The sequence below is a fragment of the Kribbella sindirgiensis genome, from assembly GCF_004331435.1.
Classification (GTDB): Bacteria; Actinomycetota; Actinomycetes; order Propionibacteriales; family Kribbellaceae; genus Kribbella; species Kribbella sindirgiensis.
Map to the genome: position 1 here is coordinate 446,679 of NZ_SJKA01000002.1, position 17,650 is coordinate 464,328.

Annotated in this window: 15 protein-coding genes; 5 read left to right on the top strand and 10 right to left on the bottom strand. The window is 68.1% G+C overall.

Annotated elements, in window-relative coordinates:
• The first annotated feature begins 85 nt into the window (after positions 1 to 85).
• Positions 86 to 1,045, top strand: coding sequence for a hypothetical protein (locus E0H50_RS06755; RefSeq protein WP_131285719.1), 960 nt, complete (start codon positions 86 to 88; stop codon positions 1,043 to 1,045).
• Between the two features lie 55 nt (positions 1,046 to 1,100).
• On the opposite strand, the gene E0H50_RS06760 is transcribed toward E0H50_RS06755, so the two are convergent.
• The 3 genes from E0H50_RS06760 to E0H50_RS06775 form a co-directional block, all read right to left on the bottom strand.
• Positions 1,101 to 1,802, bottom strand: coding sequence for an aggregation-promoting factor C-terminal-like domain-containing protein (locus tag E0H50_RS06760; RefSeq protein ID WP_131285720.1), 702 nt, complete (start codon positions 1,800 to 1,802; stop codon positions 1,101 to 1,103).
• A gap of 172 nt (positions 1,803 to 1,974) precedes the next feature.
• Complete coding sequence (locus E0H50_RS06765) at positions 1,975 to 3,306, bottom strand: PhoH family protein (protein ID WP_131285721.1); 1,332 nt, start codon at positions 3,304 to 3,306, stop codon at positions 1,975 to 1,977.
• Between the two features lie 1,448 nt (positions 3,307 to 4,754).
• Positions 4,755 to 5,534, bottom strand: a complete 780-nt coding sequence (locus E0H50_RS06775) for an isoprenyl transferase (RefSeq protein ID WP_131285722.1) — start codon at positions 5,532 to 5,534, stop codon at positions 4,755 to 4,757.
• Between the two features lie 260 nt (positions 5,535 to 5,794).
• On the opposite strand from E0H50_RS06775, the gene trhA reads away from it, so the two are divergent.
• Positions 5,795 to 6,490, top strand: a complete 696-nt coding sequence (gene trhA, locus E0H50_RS06780; RefSeq protein ID WP_131285723.1) for a PAQR family membrane homeostasis protein TrhA — start codon at positions 5,795 to 5,797, stop codon at positions 6,488 to 6,490.
• A 173-nt stretch (positions 6,491 to 6,663) separates the two neighbouring features.
• Here the strand turns inward: trhA and E0H50_RS06785 are convergent, their stop codons facing one another.
• Positions 6,664 to 7,107: a MarR family winged helix-turn-helix transcriptional regulator gene (locus E0H50_RS06785; protein ID WP_131285724.1), complete on the bottom strand. Its 444-nt coding sequence runs from the start codon at positions 7,105 to 7,107 to the stop codon at positions 6,664 to 6,666.
• A gap of 53 nt (positions 7,108 to 7,160) precedes the next feature.
• Here E0H50_RS06785 and E0H50_RS06790 point away from each other — a divergent pair, with 53 nt between their 5' ends.
• Positions 7,161 to 8,315, top strand: coding sequence for a phosphotransferase (locus E0H50_RS06790; protein ID WP_131285725.1), 1,155 nt, complete (start codon positions 7,161 to 7,163; stop codon positions 8,313 to 8,315).
• Positions 8,316 to 8,412: 97 nt separating this feature from the next.
• Positions 8,413 to 8,892 (top strand): hypothetical protein, encoded by a 480-nt coding sequence (locus E0H50_RS06795; protein WP_238150812.1) that lies wholly within the window; start codon positions 8,413 to 8,415, stop codon positions 8,890 to 8,892.
• Here the strand turns inward: E0H50_RS06795 and E0H50_RS06800 are convergent.
• The 3 genes from E0H50_RS06800 to E0H50_RS06810 all read right to left on the bottom strand — a co-directional run bounded on the left by E0H50_RS06800 (position 8,889) and on the right by E0H50_RS06810 (position 14,713).
• Positions 8,889 to 10,307, bottom strand: coding sequence for a M28 family metallopeptidase (locus tag E0H50_RS06800; RefSeq protein WP_131285726.1), 1,419 nt, complete (start codon positions 10,305 to 10,307; stop codon positions 8,889 to 8,891). The genes E0H50_RS06795 and E0H50_RS06800 overlap by 4 nt on opposite strands.
• A 140-nt stretch (positions 10,308 to 10,447) precedes the next feature.
• Complete coding sequence (locus E0H50_RS06805; RefSeq protein WP_131285727.1) at positions 10,448 to 12,496, bottom strand: M4 family metallopeptidase; 2,049 nt, start codon at positions 12,494 to 12,496, stop codon at positions 10,448 to 10,450.
• Positions 12,497 to 12,748: 252 nt separating this feature from the next.
• Positions 12,749 to 14,713, bottom strand: a complete 1,965-nt coding sequence (locus E0H50_RS06810; protein WP_131285728.1) for a thioredoxin domain-containing protein — start codon at positions 14,711 to 14,713, stop codon at positions 12,749 to 12,751.
• A gap of 36 nt (positions 14,714 to 14,749) precedes the next feature.
• Between E0H50_RS06810 and E0H50_RS44185 the strand changes: the two genes are divergently transcribed.
• Entirely contained in the window at positions 14,750 to 15,277 is a 528-nt protein-coding gene (locus E0H50_RS44185) for a nitroreductase family protein (RefSeq protein WP_272948490.1), read from the top strand.
• Here the strand turns inward: E0H50_RS44185 and E0H50_RS06820 are convergent.
• From E0H50_RS06820 to mca, 3 genes are all read right to left on the bottom strand, one after another.
• Entirely contained in the window at positions 15,274 to 16,272 is a 999-nt protein-coding gene (locus E0H50_RS06820; RefSeq protein WP_238150813.1) for a copper resistance D family protein, read from the bottom strand. The two genes, E0H50_RS44185 and E0H50_RS06820, sit on opposite strands and share 4 nt — an antisense overlap.
• 168 nt (positions 16,273 to 16,440) lie before the next feature.
• Positions 16,441 to 16,725 (bottom strand): hypothetical protein, encoded by a 285-nt coding sequence (locus E0H50_RS06825; protein WP_131285731.1) that lies wholly within the window; start codon positions 16,723 to 16,725, stop codon positions 16,441 to 16,443.
• A 43-nt stretch (positions 16,726 to 16,768) separates the two neighbouring features.
• Entirely contained in the window at positions 16,769 to 17,632 is an 864-nt protein-coding gene (gene mca / locus E0H50_RS06830) for a mycothiol conjugate amidase Mca (RefSeq protein WP_131285732.1), read from the bottom strand.
• Positions 17,633 to 17,650: the final 18 nt, after the last annotated feature.

The following is a 17,650-nucleotide window of genomic DNA, read 5'->3' on the forward strand; positions in this document are numbered from 1 at the left end:
CGGGACCTCCCGCCAGTTCTTCGGACGTAAAGGGTTTGTCCACAGGGGAGGGCGAAGGCGGTGGCGGGATCTGGGGAGGAAGGGGATGCTCTCGCGGGTGGAAGGAGGAGAGTCGCGGTCCGCGGTGCAGCGGTATCGGCGAGCCGAATGCAGCCGCGAGCTGTTCGACCTGCAGTACGGCGTCGCGAGCCGGAGGCAGCTGTATGCCGTCGGCGTCGGGCGCTGGGACGTCAGGGCAGAGCTCCGTGCCGGCCGCTGGGCGAGACGTGGACCGCAGTCGATCAGCAACGTGACCGGCGTACTCTGCGAGCGAGGGCGTTGGTGGAGCGCATTGATCGAGGTCGGGTCCCGGGCCGCGCTGGACGGTGTGACCGCGTTGCAGGCGGCAGGTTTGACGGGCTTCATCGAGCCGGTCGTCCACATCTCGATGCCGAAGTCCGGCCGCCCGCGACGATGGCCAGGCGTGGTGGTGCACGAAACCCGGCGCCGGTCGCCCGCGGATCTCGTCGCCACCGGAATCCCCCGCGTCCGACCGGCCGTGGCCGCGGTGCGAGCAGCACTGTGGGCCGCGTCCGACCGGCAGGCCGCGCTGATCCTGACGATGGCGACTCAGCAGCGGCTGGTCACCGTCGCGACGTTGACCGAGGCAATGACGGCAGTACGGCGCCATCGCAGACGCAAGTTCCTGCTCCGGGTTCTCGTCGATCTCCAAGGCGGCGTGCAATCGATGGCGGAACTGGACTTCGCCCGAATGTGCAGGACGGCGGCACTACCGGAGCCGGACCGCCAGGTGACCCATGATCTCGGAGACGGCTGGGCCGTGGTCGACAACGAGTGGACCGAGTACGACCTCGTGGTAGAGATCGAAGGTGTTCATCATCTGCACGGTCCGGTGACGATCGCCGACGCCTTGCGGCAGAACAGTCTGACGGTACGACGGTCGGCTGTGCTGAGGATCCCGGTCCTGGGACTCCGCACCGAGCCCGCACGCTTCCTCAATCAGGTGCGCGACGCCCTCATCGCCCGCGGCTGGCAGCCCGGTTGACCCACAACGTCCGAAGAAGTCGAGGGACCTCCCGCCACTTCTTCGGACGTAAGCGTCAGTACCAGCCCTTGGCCTGGGAGTGGCCCCAGGCGCTGCAGGGGGAGCCGTAGGTGGCTTCGATGTAGTCGAGGCCCCACTTGATCTGGGTGACGGGGTTGGTCCGCCAGTCCTTGCCGTACGCCGCCATCCGGTTACCGGGGAGCGCCTGCGGGATGCCGTACGCCGACGAGGTGGGGTTGTCGGCGCTGACCTTCCAGCGGGACTCCTTGTTCCAGAGCTTCTCCAGACAGCTGAACTGGCTCTGGCCCCAGCCGTGGTCGGGGAGGAGGTTCATCGCGACCTCCTTCGGCGTGCCCTCGTACTTCTTCCGCTCGGCGTCCCGGCTGGCCCGCTCCTCGCTCGACGAGCGCTGCGCCTCCCGAAGTGCCTGATAGCGCAGCAAAGCGGCGTTCTTGGCCTTCATCTTGACGGTCGCCGCGTCCTGCAAGGCGGTGCGCTGCTGCTCGATGGCCTCGACCTGGTTCCGCATCCGGATCGCCTCGGCGGCGATCTCGGCGGCCGTCTGCGGCTTGGCCGACGGTGTGGTCGCGGAAGGGATCGCCTTCCCACTGTTCAGCACGGCCATCTCGGCCCGCCCGGACACCTTCTCCGACGCACTACTGCTCCCAGGAGAGCTGAAGAGGTCGATACCGGCGACAACGGAAACCACGGCGATTCCAGTCACTGCGAGAACCGCGACGGAGCGCTTCGCTTTCATCTGTCCTTCCGAGAAAACCCGACCCCCGTCGGCTGCAACGAGAACATACTCTGGCGTAAACCGACCGTGATCACAAGCAGGTCACGAACGAACGGTGCGGTCGCCGCGTGGCGACCGCACCGTTCTTACCTCTGCTTTACAGACGCTTATTACCTAACTGAACGAACACTCCTTACAACTGCAGGTCATCGAGCATCTCGGTGACCAGCGCGGCGATCGGCGACCGCTCCGAGCGGGTCAGCGTCACGTGCGCGAACAGCGGGTGCCCCTTCAATTGCTCGACCACCGCGACGACACCGTCGTGCCGGCCGACCCGCAGGTTGTCCCGCTGCGCCACGTCGTGGGTGAGCACCACCCGCGAGTTGGCGCCGACCCGCGACAGCACCGTGAGCAGCACGTTCCGCTCCAGCGACTGCGCCTCGTCGACGATCACGAACGCGTCGTGCAGCGACCGCCCGCGGATGTGGGTCAGCGGCAGCACCTCGAGCATGCCCCGGTCGATCACCTCGTCGATCACGTCACCGCTGGTCAGCGCGCCGAGCGTGTCGTACACGGCCTGGGCCCACGGCTGCATCTTCTCCGACTCGCTGCCCGGCAGGTACCCGAGCTCCTGGCCGCCGACCGCGAACAGCGGCCGGAACACGACCACCTTCTTGTGCTGCCGGCGTTCCATGACCGACTCCAGGCCGGCACACAGCGCGAGCGCGGACTTACCGGTACCGGCCCGGCCGCCGAGCGAGATGATCCCGACGTCCGGGTCCAGCAGCAGATCGAGCGCGACCCGCTGCTCGGCGGAGCGACCGCGGATCCCGAACGCCTCCCGGTCGCCGCGCACCAGCCGGATCCGCTTGTCCGGCATCACCCGGCCCAGCGCGCTGCCCCGGTCGGACAGCATCACCAGACCGGTGTGGGTCGGAAACTCCCCGGCCGCGGTCAGCTCGACCGACCCGTTCTCGTACAGGTCGTCGACGACGTGCGTCTCGACCTCGAGCTCCGCCATCCCGGTCCAGCCGGACTCGAGCGTCAGCTCCGCGCGGTACTCCTCGGCGATCAGGCCGCACGCCGATGCCTTGACCCGCATCGGCAGGTCCTTCGAGACCAGCGTGACGTCCTTGCCCTCGGCCATGAAGTTGCAGGCCACGGCAAGGATCCGGCTGTCGTTGTCACCGAGCCGGAAACCGGCCGGCAGGGTCTCCGGATCGGTGTGGTTCAGCTCGACCCGGAGAGTTCCACCCTTCTCCCCCACTGGCAGGGGCGCGTCCAGTCGTCCGTGCAGTATCCGGAGCTCGTCGAGCAGGCGTAGTGCCGTACGCGCGAAGTAGCCGAGTTCCGGGTGATGCCGTTTGGCCTCCAATTCGGTGACGACGACCACCGGAACGACCACCTCGTGCTCGTCGAACCGCAGCATCGCGTGCGGGTCGGAGAGAAGCACCGAGGTGTCCAGCACGAAGGTGCGCTGGTCCGGTGTGGATGAGGTACTTGACGCCTTGGCGTGGATGGCCATGTCGCACGTCCTCTTCTAGGCCGTGACGTACACCCTCGCCCCGGCCCGCCAGTGGTTAGGTGATGGGTCGGGTGCCGCCCTCGGGGTCCGGTGTTGACCCCGTCCGCGCCGCCGCACGAGCGGCAACGGCGATCAGCGAGCTCGAGACCTGAGGTCTCGGGTACTCCGTTCGGCCCCTCATGGGGCAACCGGCTGGAACGAGATTCTCAAACTGATCGGGCCTCCCGTGACAGCCGGCTTCCCCTCCGACCGTCAATGTCAGGGTAGGAGCCTCCTGCAAACGGCGCAGCCCGACACGCCCGGCCACGGGGTTAACACGGTGTTACGCCTTCCCCCCACCCGAGGGAGCCAGGTCACTCCGCCGGGTGATCCCGTACGCCGGGCCGCGGGCGAGGCTCGGCGTATGACGAAGAACTGGCCGGCGTGGACCGGGTACGCCACCGCACTCTGGTCCCTCGTGTACGGCGTACTCGGGCTCTACTGGATGTTCGGCGGCGCCGGGTACCCGTTCGCGCGGGTGGCCGACGATCAGGCCTCCTCGTCGATCCTGGAGGGTACGCCGGTGCACGTGGTCGCGCCCGTGATGGCGGCGATCGGGCTCGGGGGCGCCGTACTCGCGCTCGTGATGACCCGGATGACGCCGCGCGGATCGATCCTGCAGGCAATCGCCGCCGTACTCGCCGTGGGCCTCGCGCTCGTCATTCCCGACTACACGCTGGTCGCGGTGGTCGCCATGGCCCCGGCGCTGATCGTGTTCGCGTTCACCGGCGTACCGGGGCCGCAGGACGGCGTCGGCGACATCCTGTACTGGCATCGCGTGAACCTGATCATCCTGTTCGTCGGCGGCCTACTGTGGGCGGCGACGGCGCTCGCGTACCACCGGCGCAGCCGCAACGCGTGCGTCTCGTGCGGCCGGGGCACCCACGATCCGGCCTGGATGCGACCGGAGGCTGCACTCCGCTGGGGTCGATGGGCGGTCGCGGTCGCGGTGGTGGCGAACCTTCCGTACGAGTTCACCCGGATCGCCTGGTACCTGGGCTGGCCGGTCGGGATCACCGACGAGTTCCACCAGATGATGGCCGACACGCCCGGAATGCTCGAGATGGGCCTCGGCCTGGCCGTGATGGGCCTGGGCGGCGGCGTCCTCACCCACGGGCTGGTGCACCGGTGGGGCGAGATCTACCCGCGCTGGATCTGGTTCAAGGCCGGCCGGCGCGTCCCGCCTCGCCTCGCCATCATCCCCGCCTCGATCGTGGCCGTCGTACTGATCCCGGCCGGCCTGATGAACACCCAGGCCCCACTCGACGGCGAGCTGTGGGCGATCAACGGCCCCGGCATCCTCTGGACCCTGTGGGGTACGGCGCTGGGCGTGGCAACGTACGCGTACTACCTGAGACGCCGCACCGCCTGCACACGCTGCGGCCGCGGAGCCCCTGAGGAGCTGCAGATCAGGTCCCGAAGCGACGCTCGCGCTGCGCGTAGCTTCGGATGGCGCGGAGGAAGTCGACGTGGCGGAAGTCCGGCCAGAGCGCCTCACAGAAGTAGAACTCGCTCAGCGCGCTCTGCCAGAGCAGGAAGCCGCCCAGGCGCTGCTCACCCGACGTCCGGATGACCAGATCGGGGTCTGGCTGGCCCTTCGTGTACAGGTGCCGCGCGATGTGCTCCACGTCCACACGGTCGGCCAGCTCCTCGATCGAGATGCCCTTCGCGGCCTCCTCGAGGAGCAGTGACCGGACCGCGTCGGCGAGCTCGCGACGTCCGCCGTACCCGACGGCGACGTTCACGAGCATCCCCTGGACGTCGTGGGTGGCCGTCTCCGCCGCTTTCAGCGCCTCGGCGGTGGTCCCGGGCAGGAGGTCGAGTGCGCCGACCGGGTGGATCCGGTAACGGCCGATCGCGGTCAGCTCCTCGACCGTCTGCTCGATGATCCGCAGCAGCGGCTCCAGCTCGTCGGCCGGACGGGTCAGGTTGTCGGTGGACAGCATCCACACCGTGACCACCTTGACGCCGACGCCGTCGCACCAGTTCAGGAACTCGGAGATCTTGTTCGCCCCGGCCTCGTGGCCGCGCGACACCGGGTCGCCGACCTGGCGGGCCCAGCGCCGGTTACCGTCGATGATGACCCCGATGTGCCGCGGGATCCGGTCCGGCGACAGCGATCGGGTCAGCCGCCGCTCGTACAGGCCGTAGACCGCGTCGCGCAGCTTCTGCTTGCCAGGTGTCCGCATGGGCAGGGTGCTCTCCTCAAAGACTCTCGGTCACGAGGCTAGCCCACATTCGCCCCGGTCGGAGAGGCCTTGGAGTGGCTCACAGAAACCTGCCGGAAAGGTCGAACTTTCTGCGAAGTTCGGGCATCGTAAACGCGGGCGTGCTGCATCACCCGGGTGACTTCGCCTACATTTCATTCTTCCGACCGATGCAACCTACGGTTCCGTAGGTTACGGTTGCGTAGGTATAAACCGCCCGGACACCCCTCGAAAGGACGGCGATGACCGCTACCAGCGCCCAGCCCCAGGAACTCGGTCACCGGCTCTCCGGGCGGCTCGGCCCGCTCAAGCCGAAGCTCCGCGGGTGGTTGCACGCCGGAACGTTCCCGTTCGCCACCGCGGCCGGCATCGTCCTGATCTGCCTGGCACCGCACGCGAACGCACGCTGGGCGGCCGCGGTCTATACCGCCGGCTCGATGCTGCTGTTCGGCATCTCCGCGCTGTACCACCGGTTCTACTGGGGCCCGACCGGTGAGGCGATCCTGCGCCGGCTCGACCACAGCAACATCTTCCTGCTGATCGCCGGCACCTACACGCCGCTCGGCATGGTGCTGCTGCACGGTAACGACCGGCTGCTGATGCTCGGTCTGGCCTGGGGCGGCGCGGCGCTCGGCATCCTGTTCCGGATCTTCTGGCTCAGCGCGCCGCGCTGGATCTACACCCCGCTCTACCTGGCCCTGGGCTGGGTCGCGATCTTCTGGATGGGTGACATCTACCACGCGGGCGGCGCGGCGGTCGTCACGCTGATCGCCGTCGGCGGCGGCCTGTACTCGATCGGCGCTGTCGTCTACGGCACCAAGCGCCCGAACCCCTCCCCCCGCTGGTTCGGCTTCCACGAAATCTTCCACGCCTTCACCGTCGCCGCCTTCATCTGCCACTACATCGCCGTAAGCATCGCGACGTACCGCGCCGGCTAACCCACGAATAACCGCGCCCACTGTCGCGTTGGAGACACCCGGCGGGGACTGGGAACAGGCAATAACTGGTGCCTAGAGCCCATGCCCTGTCCTCAGTGTGATCCGGTCTTGTACTGCGGAACATTTCTGTCACCAGGTGCAACATTTGTTCCGCAAGCAGCCCCGGCCGCGCTCTATGGCTGGGTGCCTAGTTCGTGGAGGGTTTGGCGGAGGTGGGCGTAGCGGGTGGGGCCTAGTTGGGTGGACCAGGATTGTTCTACCCGGGCTATGGCGGCTCGGCTGTAGGCGACCGCTTCGTCGCCCAGCGGTGTGCGGCGGACCAGGCGGACCCGGCGGTCGGTGGGAAGGCGGGAGGACTCGGTATATCCGAGTTTCTGCAGGTAGTCGACGTGTTGCCCGAGGCCTTGTTTCGTCATGGTCGCGACCTCGGCGAGGTCGGTGATGCGGGCGCCGTCGGGCGGGATCAGTTCGAGCAGGCGGTAGTGGGAGACGCGCAGCCCGGGGTGCTGGTCCTCGGACGTGGCCAGGATCTCCGACCGGATCCGTCGCAGCGCCAGCCCGAGCAGCGCGGCGATGTGATCGGCCCCGAGCCGGGGATCGTCGTTGACGGAAGTCATAAAGCAACTTTACTATCACGTGAGTAGGGTGACTCAACTTCCGTGGGGGGAACATGATCACCGGACTGGAACCGTTGGGCCGGGACGCGTTGGGGGAGGAGGGCCTGACCGCGCTCGTGCGGACGATCACCGGGGATCCGGCGGCCGTCGCGGGCGCGGTCAGGGTCGAGCCTGTCGACTATCGGATCGGTACGCCGAGCACCGAGTCGCTGCACCGTGTCTTCGGTACGACGCTCGACGGCGGCGACTGGTCGTGCTTCGTGAAGAAGCTCCAATCCGTTCGCCACTCCCCGATCATCGAGTTCGTGCCCGTGGAGTACCGGCAGAGCTTCATCGACTACATGCCCTGGCAGTTGGAGATCGCCGTTCACCAGAGCGGCATCGGCGACCTGATGCCACCAGGCCTCCGGTTGGCGCACGCCTACCGCATCGACGTGTACGACGACGACCGCGCGACGCTGTGGATGGAGAACGTCGTCCAGGAGTGGGGTCCGTGGCCGATGGACCGCTTCGAGCGGGCGGCGTACCTGCTCGGACGGCTGTCAGCTCGTCGGCAACCCCATCTCGTCGAGCCCCTGCTCGACCGGGTCGTCTCCAGCACTCCCGGTACGGCGCTGCGGTACTACGCCGGCGGCCGCGTCATGAGGTCTGCCCTGCCGGCTCTGGCCGATCCCCAGACCTGGCGGCACCCACTGCTGAGCGCCGCGGTCTGCCACCTGGGCGACCACCGTCTACGGGACGACCTGCTCGCGCTGGGCGAGCGCGTCCCCGCCGTACTCGATGCGCTCGAGGCGTTGCCGCAGTGCTACCAGCACGGGGACGCGAGCCCGCAGAACCTGCTGGTGCCGCACGACAGCCCGGACGAGTTCGTGGCGATCGACTGGGGTTTCGACTGCCCACAGGCGGTCGGGTTCGACCTGGGGCAGTTGCTGATCGGGCTGGCGCACGCGGGCGAGCTGGCGCCGGAGGCGTTGCCCGCAGTACACAGGGTGATCCTGAAGGGGTTCCAGGAGGGTCTCGCGGAGGATGGCCTGCAGGTGACCGAGGAGGAGGTTCTCTACGGGTACCTGGGGTCGCTGCTGATCCGGGCCGCGTTCACCGCATTGCCGCTCGAGATGTTCGGCATGGCCAACGCTCCGCTGGAGCTGTTCGAGCAGCGGGTCCAGCTGACCCGCACACTGGTCGACCTTGTTTCCCCTGTGGTTTGACGCGATCACATTTCAGTCGTGTCACAGCTGCAACGAACGGCGCCCTCACGTGTATCCATGATGCGTGAGGAACCTGAGCAGATACGCAGCAGCAACCGTGATCGCAAGCTTCGTACTGACCGGATGCGGAAGCGAGTCCGGCGCCGGAAGCCCCAACACGCCGTCGCCCAGCACGCCGACCCTGCCGACCGCGTCGGTGACCCAGTCGACGCCGGTGGGCACCGGCCTGCCGCTCACCGTCTCCAGGACCGGCGGGTTCGCCGGTTTCGACGATCAGGTGCAGATCGGCACCGACGGCGTCGCGACCGTGAGCAAGCGCGGCAAGGAGACCATCCGGTGCAAGCTCGACCCGAGCCTGCTGACGACCATCACCACGGCCGCTCAGCAGGTCGACTGGGCGAGCCTGGCCGCGACCAAGCCGGCTACGAAGCACCCGGACGACATGATCGTCGCGGTCTCCGCGAACGGGAAGACGGCCCGGATCGAGGATCCGGCGGTGAAGCCGCTGACGGCTTCGGTGACCAAACTGCTCACCGAAGCCGCCATCCCGCCAGGGCCGCTCTGTAAGCAGCTCTAGCTCGCGGTCAGGGCGACGTCATCGATCACGAAGCTCGTCTGCAGGGAGGAATCCTCCTGGCCGACGAACTTCACGGTCACCGTCTTTCCCTTGTACTGCGTGACATTCAGCGTTTTCTGCACGTAAGACGTGCTCTTGTTCAGGTTCGAGTACGTCGCCAGCGTGGTCGCGGTCGACCCGTCGACGATCTGCACCTTGACCGTGTCGTACACCGTGGAGCCCGTGGTCTCCGCGGTGTCGATCCGGATCCACAACGACAACGAGGCCGCTGTCGCCGTACCGGGGATCGCGACCGACTGCCCGAGGTTCTCGGTGCTGCTCCGGCCGTTCCCCTGCAGCCACGCCTTGTACGAGCCGGTGTGCGCGGGGCGTGAGGTGCTGTTCGTGATCACCCCGGTGTTCCCGGTCCAGTTCGCCGTACCGGACTCGAAGCCCGGGTTCTGCAGCAGGTTGTCGCCGGTCGGGGGCGGCCCGCCGGTGTAGTCCTTCTGCGCGTACGTCCACACCATGTGGCCGATGGCATCGATCTGGCGGTCCAGCGAGGTCAGGTCCAGGTTGTTGATGGTGTCGCAGGACCGGTGGTAGCACGGATCGAACGCGCTGCCCGCCGTACCTCCCCACTTCGTCGCCTGGGCGGACGTCTTGGTGCCCTCGGCGCCGGAGAACGTCCCGGCCGTTGGAATCCCCAACGAACGGAACGCCGCGTGGTCGGAGCGGCCCTGGACGTCGATGAACTCGGTCTGCACGCTCTTCGAGGTGAAGTACGCGACCAGGTCGTCACGGGCGCCGTCGCCGGCCGGGTTGTCGTCGTACACGAAGTACCCCGGGTTCGGTGACGCGATCATGTCGAAGTTCAGGTACAGCTCGACCTTGTCCCGCTCGGCGGCGGGCAGGTTGTTCACGTAGTACTTCGAACCGAGGAGCCCGAGCTCCTCCGCGCCCCAGAACCCGAACCGCACGCGGTTCTTGGGGGTTTGACCGCTGGCAGCGTAGGCGAGGGCGGTTTCGAGTACGCCGGCGCTCCCAGAGCCGTTGTCGTTGATCCCCGGACCGGAACTGACGCTGTCCAGGTGCGAGCCTGTCATCACCACGTGGTTCGCGTCGCCGTGCGGCCATTCCGCGATCACGTTGTACGACGTACCCGCCGAGGTGCTGAACGACTGCAGGGTCGTGGTGTACCCGGCCGCGTCCAGCTTGGCCTTCACGTAGTCGGCCGAGGCCTTGTATCCGGCCCGGCCGGTGTACCGGTTGCCACCGTTGCTGTTGGCAATGGACTGCAGCTGGTCGAGATGAGCCTTCGTGTTGGTGACCGAGATGTCAGGCGACTCGGCCGCGACCGCGCTGTTGCCGGTAGCAAGCAATGCTCCGGCGACCAGAGCTACTACGCCGAGCCCTGGGACGAGGGACTTGCGCATGATGAAACTCCTTCGGGCAAGAGGTACCGCGGATGGGCGGCGCGTAGCAGGCGCCACCCATCCGCGGGACCTCCAAGGAAATCCGGGGCGCGCGGGCCTGGGCGGAAGGCCTCGCACGCCCCGGACGATTCACCGTGAGCTCAGCTCGCGGTCAGCGAGGTGTCGTCGATGACGAAGCTGGTCTGCAGGGAGGAGTCCTCCTGGCCGACGAACTTCACGGTCACCGTCTTTCCCTTGTACTGCGTCACGTTGAGCGTCTTCTGGACGTACGACGTGTTCTTGTTCAGGTTCGAGTACGTCGCCAGCGTAGTCGTGGTCGACCCGTCGACGACCTGAACCTTGGCCGTGTCGTACACCGTCGAGCCGGTCGTCTCGGCGGTGTCGATCCGGATCCAGAACGACAGGGTGGCGGTGGTCGCCGAGGCCGGGATCGCGACCGACTGGCCGACGTTCTCGGTGGTGGTGCGACCGTTGCCCTGCAGCCACAGCTTCCACGTGCCGGTCCGCGCCGGGCGACCGGTGTTGTTGGTGATCGGGCCCGAGGTGCCGGTCCAGTTCACCGCGCCGGACTCGAAGCCCGGGTTCAGCAGCAGGTTGTCGCCGGTCGGCGGCTCCGGGTCGGTGCCACCGCCGCAGGCGGCCGCGCCGGCCGGGACGGAGATTCCGCTGAACGCCGCCTCGATGCCCTTGCACTGCGTCGAGTCCGCGCCGTACAGCTCCTTCGCGGAGTTGATCGCACCCTCACGGGCGTCCTTGTAGGTGCTGCCCGAGCTCAGCTTGGTGCTCAGCGTGCGGTACCAGACCTTGGCGGCCACGTCGCGGCCGACCCCGGTGATGGTGGCGCCGTTGCAGGCGGTGCTGCTGTGCGTCACACCGCCGATGACCTTGCTCCCGGTGCCTTCCGACGCCAGGTAGAACCAGTGGTTCAGCGGGCCGGACGAGTAGTGCGGGTCCAGGCCGCCGGTGCTGGTCGACCAGCAGTCAACGCTGCGGCCGTCCTTCGAGGGCTTGTCCATGTAGCGCAGCGGCGTGCCGTTGCCGTTGATGTTGATCTTCTCGCCGATCAGGTAGTCACCCGGGTCGGACGAGTTGTTGGCGGAGAACTCCACCGCGGTACCGAAGATGTCGGAGGTCGCCTCGTTCAGGCCGCCCGCGTCGCCGGAGTAGTCCAGGTTGGCGGTCGCCTCGGTGACACCGTGGCTCATCTCGTGGCCGGCCACGTCGATCGACGTCAGCGGGCGCGTGTTGCCCGAGCCGTCGCCGTACGTCATCTGGGTGCCGTCCCAGAACGCGTTCACGTACGCGTTGCCGTAGTGCACGCGGGAGCGAGCGCCCTGGCCGTTGTTGAAGATGCCGTTCCGGCCGTGGACGTTCTTGTAGTAGTCCCAGGTCAGCTGGGAGCCGTAGTGCGCGTCCACACCGGCGGTCTGGCGGTTCGACGCGGCGCCGGTACCCCAGGTGTCGTCGGCGTCGGTGAACGTGGTGCCACTACCGGAGGTCGAGCCGTTGAGGTCCGTGGTGTAGTTGCCGCCACGGGTCGGGTCGCTCATCGTGTAGCTGCCCGACGTACCGATGCTGACGGTGCCGGAGTACATCGAGTTTCCGGTACCGGTCTTGACCTCGTCGTCCTGCGCGAGCACCGCGCCGGACTTGGCGTCGACGAACGAGTGCAGCACCGACGGGGTCTGGTCGGCCTTCACACCGGTGGTGACCACCTCGTACGCGAGGACGGGCTTGGTCGGCGTCACGAAGACCACCAACTGCCCCTTGTTGCCGGTGGCCTTGAACTTCGCCGCCTGCGCGCCCTTGGTGAGCGCCGCCGACTGGGACAGAGTCGGCTTGGTGGCGACGGCGACCGCCTTGGCGCCGCGGTTGTACGTGACCTGCCCGATCGACTCGCCCTTGCGCTTGACGATCAGGTCACCCCCGACGACCTTGAGGCCGTTGAAGGTACGGTCGTAGCGGACGTACTCGGTGCCGTCCGCGTCCTTGACCACGTCGCGGACCTTGAGCTGCTCGCCGGTGCCGAGACCGAGAGCGGCGGCCGTCTGCGCGGTCAGCGCCTGTTCGGCCTGAACGGCGGCCGGCTGGTTGAAGCCGGATGCCGGGAGCGGAGCCGTCCGGTCGGCGGCACCCGCGTTCGAAGCGGTGAACGTCGTGGCAAGACCCGCTGCCGCGACAATGGCCACCGCCCCTGCTGATGTCAGTCGTTTCAAGACAACATCTCCTCACGGTGTGGTCGCTGTTTGGGCGCAGCGACCGAATTCAGTTGGGGACGCGCCGGATGCTGACGCAACAGTGCCACTGCCTCATTTGTGACACTTCGTGTCGATACATGCGAGTTCTGTTACATCCGACTGAGGACCGACTGTTGCCGTCCGCCGGCCGCGCGTCAAGGGATTTGAGCGAAACGGCAGGGAAAACCCGCACCAAGGACAGCCTCAGTCCGCCGGGCGCAACTCCTGGCGAAGGTGTTCCGGCAACGTCACGGGCAACCGGCAGGTGAATTTCTGACACACATATGCCGCCGGCAGGTCCCGCCCCGCCATCAGCGGTACGGCGGATCCAGGCGCACCGGACGCGATGGCCGTACCCCAAGGCGCGTCAGCGAACGCAACCCGCACAAGCTCCCGCGCGGCGTCGGGCGTAGTGGTGACGATGGCGATTTCGAGGGGGCCGGTGGCGATCGCCTCGGCGACTGCGAGGGCGCGGCCGGCGAAGCGGGGCGCGCGGTGTGCGATCGCGGACGAGGCACCCAGCGCCTGCTGGGCGGCGGCCTCATACCGGTCTGATCCGGTCAGGCTCGCGAGCGTGGTGAAGGCCTCGGCGGCCAGGCTCACGCCCGACGGGGTCGCGTTGTCCGTAGCGTCCTGCGGCCGCCACACCAACCGCTCGGCATCGGCAGCCGTGTCGAAGTAGGAGCCATCAGCAACAAACTGCTCCAGAACCCTGTCCAGCAAGGCCTCCGCGACCCGATACCACTCGTCATCACCAGTCGCACCCAGCAGCGTCAAGCACCCCTGAGCAACCGCCGCATAGTCCTCGAGTACGCCGTCCGCACTCCCCCGCACACCGTCCCGCGACGTCCGGTACAACCGCGCGCCATCCAGATGCACCTCCCGGATCAACCGCGCCGCCGCCTCGGCCGCCTCGACGTAATCGGGCCGCTCGAGCACAACCCCGGCGCGAGTGAGCGCCGTGATCGCCAACCCGTTCCACGCGGCCACCACCTTGCCGTCCCGCCCCGGGTAGGTGCGCGCGCCCCGTGCCCGCTGAAGCGCTTCACGCACCCGCTTCCACCGGTCCACATCATCCGGATCCTGCCGAAGCTGCAGAACCGACGTACCGTGCTCAAAGGTTCCGGTCACGTCGCACAGGTCGATGACCCAGTCGGCGTCGTCCCCGATGGCTTCGCGCAGCTGCTCCGGCGTCCAGGCGTAGTACTTGCCTTCCTCCCCGTCCGTGTCGGCGTCAAGCGCGGAGGCGAAGCCACCTTCCGGAGTCCGGAGCTCGGCGAGCAGGAAGCCGGCTGTCTCCTCGGCCACGCGCTTCGCCAGCGGGTCGCCGCTGATCGTCCACCAGTGCGTGTAGACGTCGAGGAGCAGCGCGTTGTCGTACAGCATCTTCTCGAAGTGCGGGACGATCCACTGGCCGTCCACGGAGTACCGCGCGAAGCCGCCGGCGAGCTGGTCGTACATCCCGCCGCGGGCCATCCGGTCGCAGGTGTGGGCAACCATCGCGAGCGCGTCCTCGTCGCCGGTCCGGCGGTGGTGGCGGAGCAGGAAGTCGAGCACCATCGACGGCGGGAACTTCGGGGCCTGCCCGAAGCCGGCGTCGACCGGGTCGAAATCGAGCTTCAGCAACCGAACCGCCTGCGCCAGGTCGAACGCCTGCTGGCCCGCTGGCTGCTGCGCGCCGAGCTGTTCGACGACGCGCTTCCCGATCCCGTCGAGCTGTTCACGCCGGTTCTGCCACGCGTCGGTGATTGCCTCCAGCACCTGCCGGAACGACGCCATCCCGGCGCGCGAGTCCTTCGGGAAGTACGTCCCGCAGAAGAACGGCTCCCCCGCCGGCGTCAGGAACACCGACATCGGCCAGCCGCCCTGCCCGGTCATCGCCACGGTCGCGGCCATGTAGATGGCGTCGACGTCCGGCCGCTCCTCCCGGTCCACCTTGACGCTGACAAAATGCTCGGCCAGGTACGCCGCCGTCTCGGCGTCCTCGAACGACTCGTGCGCCATCACATGACACCAGTGACACGCGGAGTACCCCACCGACAGGAAGATCGGCACGTCCCGTTCCCGGGCCTCGGCGAACGCCCGCTCCGACCACTCCCGCCACTCCACCGGGTTGCCCGCGTGCTGCCGCAGATACGGACTGGTCGACTGCCCGAGCTCGTTCGCCATAGTCCCCACCGTATGCGGCCGCGATTGAATAGGACCGTGCCCGTCCATCCTTTGCTCGCCAGCCGCTTCAGCCCGCTGATGTTCGACCCCGCCTGGACCGTCACCGAGGAGGACGTCGAACTGCTCCTCGACGCGGCGCGCTGGGCCCCGTCCGCGGGCAACTCGCAGCCCTGGGCGTACTTCGTCGCCCGCCGCGACGAGCCCGACCACAAGCGCGTCGTCCGGTACCTCGCCCGCAGCTCCGCCCGCTGGGCCCCGAGCGCCTCGCTGCTGATCGTGACGATGGCCCACCGGTACGTCGAGGACACCGACTGGGCGTACTCCGACTTCGCGGACTACGACCTCGGGCAGTCGGTCGCGCACCTCACCCTGCAGGCGCACGCCATGGACCTCGCCTGCCGCCAGTTCCGCGCCTTCGACCTAGAAACCCTGACCACCGACCTGCACCCCAGCCCCGGCTGGCACATCGTCTCGATGATCGCCGTCGGCCGCCCCGCCGAACCCCGCCCACCGGACCGCGACCGCCGCACCACCACCGACCTCCGAACGGCCCCCTGGGACTAGACGGTCTGGGACAGAGCGACCGAGAGGCCGAGGGTGACGGCCATGATGAGGAGTTCTATGCCGACGACGCGCCAGAACGGGCGGGCCGAGTCCAGGAGGTCCGGTGCGTCGGAGCGGCTGCGGTGGAGCGCGGCGAGGACGATCAGGAGCAGGAAGGCGGCGACCTTTGCGATCAGTAGGCCGCCGTACGCGTCCTCGGTGACGGTGTCGATGATCGAGCCCCAGCCGCCGCCCCTCGCGGCCAGTCGGCCGGCGGCGCTGATCAGGCCGCTGATCAGGACGGCGATCGACGAGATCAACGCGACCTGGCCGTACCGTTCCAGCACGATCGGCAGACCGGTCCGGCTCGCCCGGCCGTAGCGGACCAGGCCCGCGAGCCCGCCGACCCAGGTGGTCGCCGCGATCACGTGGATCACCAGGGCCGCTCCGGCGAGGACGACGTACGACTCGTTCCTCGGGTACGCCGTGACCGCGGTCGGGACCAGTGCGGCGATGGCGACCAGTACGCCGAGCCCTGCCGCCGAGGACGTCTGCACCCGGCGGATGCCGATCGCCAGCGCGAGGACCAGGATGCCGGTGATCAGCAGCGCCTTCACCTCGGGTACGCCGAGCGCGTCGTCGAGCCGTAGCCGCAGCAGCCGCACCGGGGTGTTGAGCAAGAGCGACGCCGTCACGATCGCGCCCGCGAACGCACACACCGCCCAGATGATCGCCGAGTTGCTCGCGTCCCGGACCGCGCGCCGGCCCTGCACTCCGAGCGGTCCGCCCTCGATCCGCAGCAGTACGACGGCCGCGAGCAGCGCGCCCGCACAGCCGACTGTGGCCAGCGTGGAGATCAACCGGAGCATCGGCAGCAGCCAGGACACGAACGTACCCGGCCCGCCGATCCCGCCGGCGTCCTGCGGCTCGCTGCCGGCGGCGTACAACGCTGCCACGAGCGCCACCGACGCGACGAGGACAGCAGCGACCCCACCCGCGACCAGGCGTCCGGGCATGCGGTGCCTGGCGGCGCGGGTCGCGGTCACCGGAGAGGCAGGTCGTGGGCACCAGTCAGCACGCGGCTCACTATAGGGTCAGCCGGAGGTGGGCTGCCCAGTCCGACACCATCTCGTGACCAGGGTGTTTCCCAGCTCCCAGGAATCAGTTACAGCACCGGCATCGAGTCAGTGCTCTGAGTGTTCCTTGGAGTCACTCGGCGTCTGGGTCGGAGCCGTAGTCGTCGGCGTCGCATCGGTAGCCGGGGTAGGCGAAGGGTCCGGAGTCGCAGGGCCGTCGGACGGTGCTGGGTCGTCCGCACCATCGCGATCGAAGTCGATCCGCTTCAGCTGCTTGCCCATGTTGCGCCACAGCAGCACCGTGGCGGCACCGAGCGCCAGCACGATCAGCAGCGCGACCCATCCCGGCTTCACGACGTTGGGGTCGATCTCGGCCGTCTGAAGGGAGATCATCGCTGTTACCACGCCACCATTGTCTCATTGTCCGCAGCCGCCCTCAGCACAACCCCGCGAACAGGTCGTTCTCGGGCAACTCCGACTCGACCAGACTCCGCGCCAACTCGTAGTCCTCGGTCGGCCAGGCCGCCTGGTGCACCTCCAGCGGTACGGCGAACCACGCACCGTCCGGGTCGATCTGGGTGGCGTGCGCGAGCAGCGCCTTGTCCCGCACCTCGAAGTACTGCGCGCACTCCACCCGCGTGGTGATGCGGCGCTCGTTCTCCGGGTCCGGCTTCCAGTCCTTCAGGCGATCGGCGTACGGCGACTCCAGGCCGCGCGCGAGCATCCCGTCGTGCAGCGCCTTCATCCGCTCGTAGTGGAACGTGTGGTGGTAGTAGAGCTTGAGCGGCTGCCACGGCTCACCGAGCTCCGGGTAGGCGTCCTTGTCCCCCGCGGCCTCGAACGCGGCGACGGTGATCGTGTGGCACATGACGTGGTCCGGGTGCGGGTAGCCGCCGTTCTCGTCGTACGTCGTGACGACCTGCGGGCGGAACTCGCGAATCAGCTTCACCAGCGGGGCGGCGGCGTCCTCGACCTTCTGCGCCGCGAAGCAGCCGTCCGGGAGCGGCGGCAGCGGGTCGCCCTCCGGGAAACCGGAGTCCACCCAGCCCAGCCACTCCTGCCGGATCCCGAGGATCTCGCGCGCCGCGTCCATCTCCTTGCGGCGGATCTCGGTGATGTTCGCCAGTACTTCCGGGCGGTCCATCTTCGGATTCAGGATCGATCCGCGTTCACCGCCGGTACACGTGGCGACCATCACCTCCACGCCGTCGGCGACGTACCGGGCGGTCGACGCGGCGCCCTTGCTCGACTCGTCGTCCGGGTGGGCGTGCACATGCAACAACCGAAGATCTCCACTCACAAGACACAATGGTCCTCC